Annotated in this window: 12 protein-coding genes; 8 read left to right on the top strand and 4 right to left on the bottom strand. The window is 63.6% G+C overall.

What is annotated here, in order from left to right:
* Positions 1–33: 33 nt before the first annotated feature.
* The 3 genes from JG747_RS09325 to JG747_RS09335 all read right to left on the bottom strand — a co-directional run bounded on the left by JG747_RS09325 (position 34) and on the right by JG747_RS09335 (position 3,439).
* Positions 34–741, bottom strand: a complete 708-nt coding sequence (locus JG747_RS09325; protein WP_019861242.1) for a DUF4760 domain-containing protein — start codon at positions 739–741, stop codon at positions 34–36.
* Positions 738–1,118, bottom strand: a complete 381-nt coding sequence (locus JG747_RS09330; protein ID WP_019861241.1) for a hypothetical protein — start codon at positions 1,116–1,118, stop codon at positions 738–740. The genes JG747_RS09325 and JG747_RS09330 overlap by 4 nt, the downstream gene beginning before the upstream one ends.
* 119 nt (positions 1,119–1,237) lie before the next feature.
* A complete protein-coding gene (locus JG747_RS09335; protein ID WP_244748359.1) occupies positions 1,238–3,439 on the bottom strand; it encodes a caspase family protein in 2,202 nt (733 codons plus the stop codon).
* 245 nt (positions 3,440–3,684) lie between these two features.
* On the opposite strand from JG747_RS09335, the gene JG747_RS09340 reads away from it, so the two are divergent.
* Positions 3,685–4,089 carry a Fur family transcriptional regulator gene (locus JG747_RS09340; RefSeq protein WP_027047405.1) on the top strand — a complete coding sequence of 135 codons (405 nt, stop codon included), beginning with the start codon at positions 3,685–3,687 and terminating at the stop codon, positions 4,087–4,089.
* A gap of 33 nt (positions 4,090–4,122) precedes the next feature.
* Here the strand turns inward: JG747_RS09340 and polA are convergent, their stop codons facing one another.
* Complete coding sequence (polA, locus tag JG747_RS09345; RefSeq protein ID WP_202361647.1) at positions 4,123–7,086, bottom strand: DNA polymerase I; 2,964 nt, start codon at positions 7,084–7,086, stop codon at positions 4,123–4,125.
* Between the two features lie 444 nt (positions 7,087–7,530).
* On the opposite strand from polA, the gene JG747_RS09350 reads away from it, so the two are divergent.
* From JG747_RS09350 to JG747_RS09380, 7 genes are all read left to right on the top strand, one after another.
* Complete coding sequence (locus JG747_RS09350; protein WP_064980898.1) at positions 7,531–8,916, top strand: M20/M25/M40 family metallo-hydrolase; 1,386 nt, start codon at positions 7,531–7,533, stop codon at positions 8,914–8,916.
* A 77-nt stretch (positions 8,917–8,993) separates the two neighbouring features.
* Positions 8,994–9,614, top strand: coding sequence for a ribonuclease D (locus tag JG747_RS09355; RefSeq protein ID WP_202361648.1), 621 nt, complete (start codon positions 8,994–8,996; stop codon positions 9,612–9,614).
* 93 nt (positions 9,615–9,707) lie between these two features.
* Complete coding sequence (locus tag JG747_RS09360; protein WP_027047403.1) at positions 9,708–9,911, top strand: hypothetical protein; 204 nt, start codon at positions 9,708–9,710, stop codon at positions 9,909–9,911.
* 108 nt (positions 9,912–10,019) lie between these two features.
* Complete coding sequence (locus JG747_RS09365; protein ID WP_019861233.1) at positions 10,020–10,274, top strand: GlsB/YeaQ/YmgE family stress response membrane protein; 255 nt, start codon at positions 10,020–10,022, stop codon at positions 10,272–10,274.
* A gap of 25 nt (positions 10,275–10,299) precedes the next feature.
* Positions 10,300–10,446, top strand: coding sequence for a hypothetical protein (locus JG747_RS09370; RefSeq protein WP_019861232.1), 147 nt, complete (start codon positions 10,300–10,302; stop codon positions 10,444–10,446).
* A gap of 320 nt (positions 10,447–10,766) precedes the next feature.
* Entirely contained in the window at positions 10,767–11,147 is a 381-nt protein-coding gene (locus tag JG747_RS09375; RefSeq protein WP_084791676.1) for a hypothetical protein, read from the top strand.
* A gap of 355 nt (positions 11,148–11,502) precedes the next feature.
* The gene (locus JG747_RS09380; RefSeq protein WP_202361649.1) at positions 11,503–13,773 is read left to right on the top strand and encodes a transglycosylase domain-containing protein; all 2,271 of its coding nucleotides are present in this window, start codon (positions 11,503–11,505) and stop codon (positions 13,771–13,773) included.
* The last annotated feature ends 53 nt before the right edge of the window (positions 13,774–13,826 follow it).

Consider the following 13,826-nt stretch of genomic DNA (forward strand, 5'->3'; position numbering starts at 1 on the left):
TGAGGCACAAGGTGATTCCGGGTTTCCCCATCGCTATTTGGCTTCGCCCGCTGGTTGCCCGTTGCCAACATAGGCCTCGATCGCCGTGGCAAAAGTCGGCGAACCCGCCTTGCGCTGCTTGTCGACATAGCCGGCAAAATAGCTCCAGAAGGAGACGGCGTAGTCGCGGAAATAGGCATCGGTCACCTTGCGTGAGCACAGGTCGCCGTCGACGCAGAAGGACAGCCGGTTGAGGAAATAGACAATGCGGTCGAAATTCTCGCTGAAGTCGGCGAGCGGCATGTCGCCGCCGGAGGCGCTCATCGCCTCGATGCCGATGCGCTGGCGGAACACCTGTTCCTCGGTCGGCGAAGGATTGGCGCTGAGCAGATTGTCGTATTTGGCGTTGAGGGCGGCAAGGCGATCCTTCAACGCCCGTTGTGCCTGCTGATAGTCCTTGGTTTCCCAGAGCTCGACCAGGGACATGGTCTGCTCGACGCGCTTCTGCTCCTGGTTCGCCAGGAATTGATAGACCGAGAATGCCAGGGTGAAGATGATGGCGAAACGCACCAGCATGCCCGACCAGGCATAGACCAGCATGCGCCAGTCGCGATCGGTGAAGGGATTGCTCTCCTTCTTGATCTCATGGCTGCTCGGCCAAGGAAAACCTTCGGTGGTTTCCGGCAGCGTCTCCTTCGCCGCCGGCGCCTTTGCGGGCGCGGCCACCGGTGTCTGCTTTGTCGTGCCCCCCGGCTTCTTCATTTGCAGCTGTCCAGTTCGATGGTGGCGGAGGGATCAAGCACCACGCCCGGCGCTTCAAGCTGCTTTTTCAGACATGCCAGCTGCGGGCGCGAAACAATGAACTGCATGTCCGGCTCCGCCGGCGCCTTGTTCGGCGACGGCAAGGCCTCGACCACGCCGCGCGAGGCGCAGCTCGAGAGGTCGACCACCACCGCGTCACTGCTGGTCTTGGCGAACTGGTCGTACTGATCGAGGAAGCACGTCGCCAGTTCCGAATTGATGACCACCTGCTTGGCGCAAAGGCCGCATGTGTCCTGCGCAGACGCGTTGACGATCAGCAACAGGCCGCCGGCAAGTCCGGCAACCGTCGTGCGCCAGGAGAAAAAAGACTTCTTCACAATCGATCCTATCTGCTTCGTCAGTCGCTGAACCCTTGGCCGCGGCTGGGGATGTTCTCATATCGCGCCGATCGCGCAAGAGCCTGATATACCAGGCCGTGCGGCCTTGGAGCCGGAGTTCAGGCGCGCGGCACCGTCTCCATCGGGAAGATCATCACCGCCCCCTTCGGGCCGCTCTTGTCGGCAAGCCGCATCACCGAGCGGGTCGGCGGCGCCATGCCGATATCGGCGAGCATGTCGGAGAAGCTGGCGGGGCCGAGGCCGCGCGTCATAGCCGCGACGCCGTCCTGCGCCAGGAAGCTCAAATCCTCCTTCTCGCTTTCCGGCGGCGCCTCGGTCAGCACCGCGATCATCCGTTCCATGCCGAAGCTGGTGTCGGTGAAGGCGAGCAGCCCTTCCTCCAGCGTGGCCTGCGGTGCCAGGCGTTCGGCGACGATGTGGGTGATCGAATAGTCGCTGCCGACATAGAGCACGTTGATGTCGACCAGCTGGTCCGAGCTGTTCTTGGCCAGCACATGCACCTCGTCGCCCGGCGAGACACGCGGCACCGCGGAAGCCTGCAGGGGCTCGAGACCCTCCTTGTCTCGGCGCTTGACCTGGAACTGGACGTCGACATCCTCGGGCTTGTAGTCGGAGGCCGCCGCCAGACGCGACAGCCCGGTGGCGCGGAAGATGGTGCGCAAATTCCTGGTCGTGGCGTCGACCAGCTTCTGGCGGTCATCTGGATGGATAATGATCAGCGGCGGCTTGCTGCCGTCCTTCAGCGTCACGTCACCCGATGCCGGCAGGAACCACAGCGCCGGCTTGTCGCTGACGTCCTTGCCGGGGCCCGCAATGGCATTCTCGCGCATCACGGCAAAGCGCAGCTCGGCGCTCTTGCCCGGGTCGACCAGTTCGATGTTGAAGCCGGTTTCCTTGGCCGTGGCCAGTTCGTCGAGAACCGAATTGACGAGCTCGGCTTCTTTCTCCAGCCCCTTCGTCGCGGCCGGCCGCGCAACACTGAGCCTGTAGTCGACGGCGATCTCCGCCACCCGCGCATAGGCGTTGGCAGGAATGTCGGCGAGTTTGAGTGCCGGCTTTTTCTCGAACTCGACCGGCTTGACGCGGCTTTCCAGGTTCTTGGCCGACTGCACCTCGACGTAGCCGACCGCGTCGGACAGCGACGACAGTGCCGAGGGCAGGAGGGCGAGCTTGCTGCCAGGCGTGAGGCGATGCAGCAGGCCAGCGCCGATCGTCGCCTCGCCGTCCTTGACGACGATGGGCCACTGCATGACGGCGTCGGTCTTGTCGGTGCCGAAGACGCGGGCGTCGAGTTCGCCCTCGAACAGCGGCGTTGGCCGGGTGCGGCTGTCGGCTGAATATTGCTGCAGCACGGCCTGGCCGAGCTGGCGATAGGTAACGTTGGGGTTTTCGGCGAGCTTCGACAGGATGGTGAAGGTGAACAGGCCGAAGCGCGGCGCATCCGCCGTGCCCTTGGGCAGCGGCATCTCCGGCGTCGTCTCCACCGTCTGGGCCGCATAGAAGGCGACCAGCTTGCCCTTGGTGATGGGTTCGCCGCCGGTCGGCGTCAGGTTGAAGGCGGGCTTGCGCGCGCCATTCTCGTCGAGGCCGCGCGAGGCGCTTGCGACCGTGTCCTCATAGGCCTTGACGGTCGCCGCCCTTGCAGCCTCGTCGCCGCCCACCAGGTCGGCGAATTCGACCTTGCGCTCCAGTTCGTCGTCGACTTCGACGGCGCGCGTCGCGGTGCCGGAATGGCAGCAGTCGAAGACCGCCCAGACAAAGGCGCCTTTGTTGCGGATCGCGTCGAGCGCGTCGCCGATCTCATTGTCGACCAGCGCGTTCGGCACGCCGGCATCGCGATTGATCCATTTCTCGATGTCGACGGGCAGGAAGATCTCGTCTAGCCCGTCGGTCTCGTCGCCCTTGACCCTTTCGGGCTGCTGGGCGCCGTGGCCGGACAGATGCAGATAGACGAAATCGTCGCGCTGAACCTTGGCGGCAAGGTCGGCGAGTGCCGCCTTGATCGCCGCATGGGTCGGCAAGCCTTTGGCACCGGGCACGTCCTTGGCGAGCAGCGTGACGTTTTCGGGCGCGAAGCGTACCGGGTCGGGTACGTTCTTCAGCAGGTATTCGTGCACCAGGCCGGCATCGTTCTTCGGCCCGATCAGCCAGTTCCTTTGCGGCAGGGCAGGATATTCGGTGCAGGCGACCAGCAGCGCGTGATAGGTGCGCGATGCCGCCAGCGCCCGGAACGAGAGCGCACCGGCCGCCACGAGCGCGGACGTGCCGACAAGCAGCGTCCGGCGTGTCAATTTGATCATATTGCTTCCCCAAGCCCGATCGAATTTCCCAAGCGAAACCACCCTCGTCGAGGATTTTGTCAGTATTTTGAACGTCGCTGCGCCATCAAGCCTGCCGTCATCAAATGCGCCGGCACGTTATCGATCGGTCCAGGACAACAACAGAAGAGTAGCAAAGACGACGGTTCGTCGCTATCTGAATGGGATCAGGCGGTTTGCGCGGGCAAACAGCCTGCAGATGGCGCAGGACAAGTTGGAACCGGACCATGGCGGCAAGGGATGTGCTGACGAAGAACCAGTTGTGCGTGCTCGAGAAGCTCGAGACCGCGAGCGGACCGCTCAGCGCCTACACCTTGCTCGACCAGTTGCGCGAACGCGGTTTTCGCGCGCCGCTGCAGGTGTATCGTGCGCTCGACACGCTGGTGAAGTCCGGCTTCGTGCACCGGCTGGAAAGCATCAACTCCTTCGTCGCCTGCGCCGAGCCGCATGACCACAGCCATTCGATGACCGCCTTCGCCATCTGCGACACATGCGGGCAGGTGACCGAGATGTCGGACCATGATGTCGACCACCGGCTGAACGAATGGGTCCATTCGACCGGCTTCGCCGCCAAGAAGGCGGTCATAGAATTTCGCGGGACGTGCGCGAAGTGCCGGGCTGTGGCCGCTTAGGTCTTCTCTTCGTAGGATGACGAAGCGTTGGCGCTAATGCGCCTCATCCCAGTTGTTCGCGGCTCGCGCGTCGACATGGAGCGGCACCGACATTGAGACCGCCGGCATCGCTGCGTTTTCCATGACGTGGCGCACGACTGGGATCGTCGCTTCGACTTCGGCCTCGACCGTCTCGAAGATCAGCTCGTCGTGCACCTGCAGCAGCATGCGGGCCGACAGTTTCGCCTTGTCCAGCGCTTCCTCCATGCGCACCATGGCGCGGCGGATGATGTCGGCGGCGGTGCCTTGCAGGCGGGCGTTGATCGAGGCGCGCTCGTTGAACGCGCGCAGCGACGGGTTCGAGGAGCGGATATCCGGGTAGTGGATGCGGCGGCCGAAGATGGTTTCGACAAAGCCATTCTCGCGGGCATAGGCCTTGGTCTCTTCGATGTAGTCGCGGATGCCGGGGAACCGCTCGAAGTATTTCTTGATGTAGTTGCTCGCTTCCTCGCGCGGAATCGACAGCTGGTTGGCAAGGCCGAAGGCGGAAATGCCATAGATGATGCCGAAATTGATCGCCTTGGCGCGACGGCGGACTTCCGAAGGCATGCCCTGCACGGGGACATTGAACATTTCCGACGCGGTGATGGCGTGGATGTCGGCGCCGTCGGCGAAAGCCTGCCGCAGTTGCGGAATCTCGGCGACATGGGCGAGCACGCGCAGTTCGATCTGGCTGTAGTCGGCCGAGACCAGCCGGTTGCCCTTGTCGGCGATGAAGGCGGTCCTGATCTTGCGGCCTTCGGCGGTGCGCACCGGAATGTTCTGCAGGTTCGGGTCGGAGGACGACAGCCGGCCTGTCGTCGTCGCGGCCAGCGCGTAGGAGGTGTGCACGCGCCTGGTGTCGGGATGGATGAAGCCGGGCAGCGCATCGGTGTAGGTCGATTTCAGCTTGGTCAACTGGCGCCAGTCGACGATCTTGCGCGGCAGTTCGTGGCCTTCGGCGGCGAGGTCTTCCAAAAGCTGTGCCGAGGTCGACCATTGGCCGGTCTTGGTCTTGGAGCCGCCGGGCAGGCCCATACGGCCGAACAGGATATCGCCGAGTTGCTTGGGCGAGCCGATGTTGATGCGCTCGCCGATGAGCTGGTAGATCTCCTCTTCCAGCCGGGCGGCACCCTGCGCGAGTTCGCCCGAAAGCCTGGACAGGATCTGCCGGTCGACCGAAATGCCGCGCTGTTCCATGCGCGCCAGAACCGGCACCAGCGGCCGTTCCAGCCGCTCATAGACCGAGACCAGGCCCTTGGCGGCAAGCCGTGGCTTCAGCACCAGCCACAGACGCAACGTGATATCGGCGTCTTCGGCGGCGTGCGCCGTCGCCTTGTCGATGTCCACCTGGTCGAAACCGACCGAGCTCTTGCCGGAGCCGGTTACGTCCTTGAGCTGGAGCGGGGTATGGCCAAGCCACTTCTCGGCAAGCTGGTCCATGCCGTGACCGTGCGGGGTACCGGCATCGAGCACGTAGGAGATCAGCATGGTGTCGTCGAAGGGCGCGACATCGATGCCGTAACGGCTCATGATTACGAGATCGTATTTCAGGTTCTGCGCGATCTTGAGGACGGATTTGTCCTCGAGCAGCGGTTTCAGCACCGCCAGCGCCTCGCGGAGAGGTATCTGGTTTTCGAGCGCGCCGCCGCCGAGCAGGTCGCCATTGCCGCTCTTGTGGGCAAAGGGAATATAGCCGGCGCGGCCGGGCGCCGTGGCTATCGCCATGCCGATCAGTTCGGCCTGCATCGGATCGCCGGATGTCGCCCTGACGTCGAAGGCGGTGACGCCAGCCTCCCGCGCCTCGGCGACCCAGACTTTCAAGGTCGCGATATCGCGAATGCAGAGATAGGCCGCAGTGTCGATCTTGCCGGTCGCCGCGCGCTCCAGCCGCATGGCCGAGAGCAGGGAAGGGGTATCGCCTTGCTTGGCGGCGTCCACCGTCGGTGTAGTGGTCGCATCACCGTTGGCCTGGCCTGCCTCGGCACCGCTGCGGGCCACAGCCGGCGCTCCGGCGCCGACATCGGGGCCGTGGGCATGGTCGGCGCGCTCGACGATCACCGCGACGGCCTGGACGTCGCTGGCCTCGGTGCTCGTGGCTTCCGCCACGCGGCGGGTCAGCGAGGTGAATTCCATGGTCTTCAAGAAGCCGATCAGCTTCGGCCCGTCCGGGGCATGCAGCACGAAGTCGTCCAGCCCCTCGGCCACCGGCACGTCGTTCTTCAGCGTCACCAGCTGGCGCGAGATCAGCGCCTTGTCGGTGTTGGCGATGATCGATTCGCGCCTCTTGTCCTGCTTGATCTCGCCGGCGCGGGCGAGCAGCCCGTCAAGGTCGCCAAATTGCTCCAGCAGTTGCGCCGCCGTCTTCGGGCCGATGCCGGGCACGCCGGGCACATTGTCGACGGAATCGCCGGTCAGCGCCTGCAGATCGACCATCTTCTCCGGCGGCACGCCCCATTTCTCGATGACCTCGGGAATGCCGATCTGGCGGTCCTTCATCGGGTCGTACATGCCGACCGTATCGCCGACCAGCTGCATCAGATCCTTGTCGGAGGAGATGATGGTGGTGTCGCCGCCGGCTTCGCGGGCCAGCCGGCAATAGGTGGCGATGAGATCGTCGGCCTCGAAGCCTTCCATCTCGATGCAAGGCAGGTTGAAGGCCTTGGTCGCCTGTCGGATCAGGCCGAATTGCGGGATCAGGTCTTCAGGCGGCGCCGAACGGTTGGCCTTGTATTCGGGGTAGAGGTCGTTGCGGAAAGTTTTCGAGCAATAGTCGAAGATGACCGCGAAATGCGTCGGCACAATGCCTACATCGGTATTGCGGGCATCCTGCATCAGCTTCCACAGCATGTTGCAGAAACCGGAAACAGCACCGACAGGCAGGCCGTCGGATTTGCGCGTCAGCGGCGGCAGTGCGTGATAGGCCCGGAAGATGTAGCCCGAGCCGTCGATGAGGAAGAGATGATCGCCTTTTTTCATGCCGGCAGGGATAGCGCGGCGCGGTGGCTTGGTCCATGCCAAACACATCGCCAGATATCGGTTCCGTCAACACCCTGACAGATCGGGGCGTGCAAGCCCGATCACGGGCACGTTACAAAAGTGTAACGTTGGTGCCCTTGAATCGCCACGTTCAGAGACCCAAATACATGCCATCGGCAGTTTTCGCCGAAGTCCGGAGCAAGGCCCGTCCCCCGCCTATCCCGGACAACTGCGGCAGCCTATCCCCCCTCTCCGGGCTGCCGCATCGTTTCGAGTATGAGGCCGCCGTGGTTCCCCCTCCACCACGGCGGTCTTTTTTTGGCCCGCGGCAGCGGACTTTTTTGGCCTGCGGCGGCCGACTGGCGCCGTGGTCCAACACTCCCGGGCTTTTCGTTTCGCCGCTCTGCCTTTACGGTTCCGGCACTGAATCGAAAGGCTTCACAAATGTCCGCAGTTTCCTCCGTCCTCGACCGTCTCGACCAGAATCTCGACCAGAGCCTGGAGCGCCTGTTCGGCCTGCTCAGGATCAAGTCGATCTCCACCGATCCGGCCTATGCCGCCGACTGCCGCAAGGCGGCGGAATGGCTGGTGGCGGAGCTGAAGCTGATCGGCTTCGATGCCAGCGTGCGCGACACGCCGGGCCACCCGATGGTGGTTGCGCATCATGAGGGGCCGGCAGGCGCCCCACATGTGCTGTTCTATGGCCATTACGACGTGCAGCCGGTCGACCCGATCGAATTGTGGGAAAACGATCCGTTCGCACCAGCGGTGAAGGAGGTTGGGTCTGACCACAAGGTGATCACCGGGCGTGGCTCTGCCGACGACAAGGGTCAGCTGATGACATTCGTCGAGGCTTGCCGCGCCTGGAAGCAGGTGCATGGCAATTTGCCGTGCCGAGTCACCATCCTGTTCGAAGGCGAGGAGGAGTCCGGCTCGCCTTCGCTGAAGCCGTTCCTCGAGGCCAATGCCGCCGAGCTCAGTACCGATTTCGCGCTTGTCTGCGATACCGGTATGTGGGACCGCGAGACGCCGTCCATCTGCGTTTCGCTGCGCGGGATGGTTGGCGAAGAGGTGACGGTCAAGGCGGCTGACCGCGACCTGCATTCGGGGCTTTATGGAGGTGCCGCCGCCAATCCGATCCGTATTCTGGCCAAGGTGCTGGCTGACATCCACGACAAGGATGGCCACATCACCATTCCCGGCTTTTATGACGGTGTCGAGGAAACACCAACACAGGTGCTGAAGTCTTGGGAAAGTCTCGGCGAGACGGCCGAGACTTTTCTCGGCCCTGTCGGCTTGTCGATCCCTTCGGGCGAAAAAGGCCGCTCGGTGCTGGAACTGACCTGGGCACGGCCGACCGCCGAGTTCAACGGCATCATCGGCGGCTACACTGGAAAAGGCTTCAAGACGGTGATCGCGGCGGAAGCCTCGGCCAAGGTGTCGTTCCGCCTCGTTCACAAGCAGGATCCAAAGAAAATCCGCGCTGCCTTCCAGAAATTCGTCAAGGAGCGCATTCCGGCCGACTGTTCCGTCGAATTTCACCCGCATGGCGGCTCGCCGGCAATCCAGCTTTCCTATGACTCGCCGTTCCTGGCCAAGGCCAAGGACGCGCTGTCGGACGAATGGGAGAAACAGGCGGTCACGACCGGCAGTGGCGGATCAATCCCGGTTGTCGGCGATTTCCAGACCTATCTCGGTATCGAGTCCCTGCTGGTCGGCTTCGGCCTCGACGACGACCGCATCCACTCTCCCAACGAGAAATACGAGCTGTCGTCCTTCCACAAGGGCCAGCGCTCCTGGGCGCGCATTCTCGATGCGCTGACACGCTGAGCGGCGGAAAGTCGTTTTCCTGTTGATTTTTCACCGGATCGCGGCGAGGACGGGGAACGCCGCGACCGGAGAAGACCATGGCCGACATCCGTTTCCACAAGCATGATTTGCCCGACCTTTCGCATTACAACGTCGGGGCGGTAGCCATCGACACCGAGACGCTGGGTCTGAACCCGCATCGCGACCGGTTGTGCGTGGTGCAGATATCGCCTGGCGACGGCAGCGCCGACGTCATCCAGATCGCACCGGGCCAGAAGAAGGCGCCGAACCTCGTCAGCCTGCTGAAGAACCGCAACGTGACGAAGCTGTTCCATTTCGGACGCTTCGACATTGCCGTGCTTTACAACGCCTTCGGGGTGATGCCCGAGCCGGTGTTCTGCACCAAGATCGCTTCGCGGCTGACCCGCACCTATACCGACAGGCACGGGTTGAAGGACATCTGCTTCGAGCTTCTCGGCGTCGGTCTGTCCAAGGCGCAGCAATCATCGGACTGGGCGGCCGAAACGCTGTCGCCCGAGCAGCTCGAATATGCCGCCTCCGACGTGCTCTATCTGCACCGGCTGCGGGATCTGCTGGCCGGGCGGCTGGCGCGCGAGGGGCGGACCAAGGAGGCCGATGCCTGCTTCCGCTTCCTGCCGACGAGGGCCAAGCTTGACCTGATGGGCTGGGACGAAGAGGATATCTTCGCGCACAGCTGACGACTTGAGAGCCTGCTGGCCGGTGGCCGACTGGAACCAGACGCTGACCGCCGCGTTTTGTCGGCGCAGTTCAACGGCTAAATGGGGGATAGGATGGCCGACCGAAAGCCGATATCGACAGCTCCGACCGATGGCTCCAAGGTCTCCATCATGTGGCAGGACGGCGACGGCGTCATTAACGAATCCATCGGGCAATACCGTGATGATGGCTGGTGGGTCTACACCGACAGCCACACGCAAAAGAAGGTCGAGCCGACCAGCTGGCGGCCCGCTTCCGGCGACGACGACGATCAATGAGCGCCGCTGGCGGGGCCAGCTGCTTTCGAATAGCCTGACGCCGTTGATATCGGGGCCGATTCGGAGCCTTCCGCTCCGCGCTCGCCCCCTTGCTCGGAGGAAATCGGCATGGGCGTAGAAAGCCTTCTCGTCTTCATCATCATCGGTGCCATCGCCGGCTGGCTTGCCGGTCTCATCGTTTCCGGTTTCGGCTTCGGCCTGATCGGCAACATCATCGTCGGCATCGTCGGCGCGTTCATCGCCGGCTGGCTGTTGCCGCGGATCGGCTTCTCCATCGGCGGCGGCATCATTGCTTCCATCATCCACGCCACGATCGGCGCCATCATCCTTCTGGTGCTGGTCAAGGTCCTGAAACGAGCCTGAGGCTCGAAACGACAAAGGGCGCGCCGTGAAGCAGAATACGCTCTATCTCATCATTGGCGCGCTCGTCGTCGTGGTCATCGCGCTCGGCGTCTATGTCTACCGCGAGCAGACCAAGCCGAAGGGTGTCGAGCTCAAGATTGACGACAAGGGCATTTCGATCCAGCAGAATTGAGCCTGCCGTCGACCGGCGGCGCGGCGCCGGCCGTCCTGTGCGGCAGGCCAGTACTGCGGAAGTCGGCCCGAAGGCCTTGATATCGACCGGTCGAACAGCATCGTGGCGGTGACCTGCGAGGACCAGACGCTGGCCCTTTTGGCGCTGTCGTCGATATTCGGAGGAGTTGAAAATTGCCGGCAGGACGGGGCCATTGCATCGGCGTAGTGCCGGACGAGCGATTGTCCCGGCATGGAATTAGAATGACGGATCGGCGCTCCGGCGCTATAATGTCGACACAGGGCGTTTGGGATCAACCAACCTATTGCTAGGAGGTTGCTATGAAACACCAAACACTAGACCAACTGCATGCAGTGGCCGAGGTCAACATACAGCCGGTGATGAGCCGAACCCAACGTCTGATGCGTTGGGCCGAGCTTCTTGAACGTGAGCCCAGCCGGCTCCTGACCGCGCTTGCCGGGACCGAATACCGTGCGCTGCCGGAGCGCGATGTCATGCGAGCAGATGACTCGCCGATAGCGGTTGCCTTCACTGACCCCATATTGCACGACGAGGGTCTGAAAGACGACAGTTATGGCGAAGCCAAGCGCTTCTTCGAGCTGACCGACCATCAACTGCACGAGATCGTCTGCTACTGCCATGTCGGCGAGGTCATGCAATCGTCGAGGGCAGCGCTCTCGGTGCGTGCGGCGATCGGCTGACGCATGCCCACCAGGTGATCGCCTGGTGACGAGTGATTTGGGGCGCGGTCGAACGCGAGGCTGCGACCATTTGCGATCGCGCCCCAACACGGAACATGTCCGCGACCGCCTGGGTCGCGGCGAGGAATGGCTGGGCCTTGGCGCCCGGACAAAATGCTAGGCGAGGATTGTTCCATCGCGGCGGGCGCGACCGTTTGCCGACGCCAAAATCAGGGCTCGAACAGCGCGATCACTGCCGGACCCCAGGCATTTGATTATCAATCGCTTTGAATTTTTCCGACTTAACCCGCCCTTAAATCGCCGCATCTACTCTGCAACCGGAGCGCCATAGGCACCGGGGACAGCAAGCGCAGGCATGGCGAACCGCAAAGATAGCCGCATCGAGCCCAGTTTCGAGGGACCGCCACAGGCGCGATCCCAGCCGGGTCTTTCGGTGAGCGAGGAGGACCGCGTCGTGCCGAGCAACCGCAAAGCCTCCGCAAAGCGCAAATCGTCGAAGGCGAAATCGTCGCGCGGCGGGCGTGGCAGGAGCCGGCGCGGCCTGTTCGGCGTGCTCGGCCGCCTGTTCTACTGGTGCTTCGTGCTTGCCATCTGGGGCGGCATCGCGGTGGCGGGCGTCGTCGTCTATTACGGTGCCAAGATGCCGGCGGCCACCACCTGGTCGATCCCCGACCGCGCCCCCAACATCAAGATCGTCTCGGCCGATGGCCAGTTGCTCGCCAATCGCGGCATGAGTGGCGGCGAAGCCGTCGGCCTGCACGAAATGTCGCCTTACATTCCCGAAGCCGTCATCGCCATCGAGGACCGCCGGTTCTATTCGCATTTCGGCGTCGATCCGATCGGCCTGTCACGCGCCATGGTGACCAACCTCATCGGCGGGCATTTCTCGCAGGGCGGTTCGACGCTGACGCAGCAATTGGCCAAGAATCTGTTCCTGAAGCCTGACCGCACGCTGGAGCGCAAGGTGCAGGAGGTGCTGCTGGCGCTGTGGCTGGAGCACAAGCACACCAAGGACCAGATTCTCGAAATGTACCTCAACCGGGTCTATTTCGGCTCCGGCGCCTTTGGTGTCGAGGCGGCTTCGCGGCGTTATTTCGGCAAGAGCGCGCGTGACGTCACGCTCTCGGAAGCAGCGCTGCTTGCGGGCTTGCTGAAAGCGCCGTCGCGGCTGTCGCCGGCGCGCGACCCAAAGGCCGCGGAGGAGCGTTCGCAGCTCGTGCTCGCGGCCATGCGTGAAGAAGGCAAGATCAGCGACAAGGAGCTGAAGACAGCGCTCAGCGCGCCGGCGACGCGCGCGCCGTCCTACTGGACCGGCTCGGAAAACTATGTCGCCGACACGATCATGGAAGAACTGCCCGACCTGATCGGCGACGTGCGCGGCGACATCGTCATCGACTCCACCGTCGACCTGAACTTGCAGAAGCTCGCCGAGCAGTCGATCCGCCGGCTGATCGACGAAAGCGGCAAGAAGCTCAACGTCACCCAGGGCGCGCTGGTGTCGATCGACGATTCCGGCGCGGTGCGCGCCATGGTCGGCGGCTACGACTATTCGACCAGCCAGTTCGACCGCGCTTCGGAAGCGCGCCGGCAGCCGGGCTCGGCGTTCAAGCCGTTCGTTTATATGGCCGCCTTGGAGGCCGGCCGCACGCCAGACAGCATCCGCAACGACGCGCCGATCAAGATCGGCAACTGGACGCCCGACAATTACGGCGGCAAGTATTTTGGCAAGGTCACGCTGGCGACGGCGCTGGCCAAGTCGCTGAACTCGGTCGCCGCGCAGCTGACCATGGAGGTCGGGCCGAACGCGGTGGTGGAAGCGGCGCACCGCATGGGCATCCAGTCCGAACTGCAGGCCAACACCTCGATCGCGCTCGGCACCTCGGAAGTGACGCCGCTGGAGCTGACCTCGGCCTATGTGCCGTTCGCCAATGGCGGCTACAAGCCCGATATCCACTTCATCCGCCGCATCACGACAACCGAGGGCAAAGTGCTCTACGACAGCGGTGGCGGCAGCGCGCCGCGTGTGGTGAAACCCGAGATCGTCGGCATGATGAATTCGATGATGACCGGAACCGTCGAGGTCGGCACGGCCAAGAAGGCGGCCTTCGCTTGGCCGTCGGCCGGCAAGACCGGCACCAGCCAGAATTCGCGCGATGCCTGGTTCGTCGGCTACACCGCCAATCTCACCACCGGTGTGTGGTTCGGCAATGATGACGGCACGGGGATGAAGAAGGTCACCGGTGGAGCGCTGCCGGCGCAGGCCTGGCACGAATTCATGGTCGCCGCACACGAGGGCGTGCCGGTGCGGCCGCTGCCCGGCACCTGGAAGTCGACGCCGGCCGACACGATCGTGCCCGACGACATACCTTCGGCCGACAACAACCAGCCAGCGCCGGTCCCGTCCGCGTCAGTTGGCCAGCAGGCGCCGTCGGCACAGCCGACCCAGGCGGCAGCGCCAGCCCGCGTGGCGCGGCCTGCCCAGACCGTCGATGCCGATGGCTTCAACATGCCGGCGGACGACGGCACCACCGCTTCGGTCGGCCATCCGGTGCCGCCGGGCAATGTTGGCGGTCCGCTTAAGAAGAGGAAGCAGACCTCGATCCTGGATATTCTGGGCGGCGGCTGAGGCGGACGCTCCGGCAGTTCGCAGCGGCGTCAATCCGCCTCTCGCCAGCGCCA

It is taken from the genome of Mesorhizobium sp. 131-3-5, from assembly GCF_016756575.1.
Classification (GTDB): domain Bacteria; phylum Pseudomonadota; class Alphaproteobacteria; order Rhizobiales; family Rhizobiaceae; genus Mesorhizobium; species Mesorhizobium jarvisii.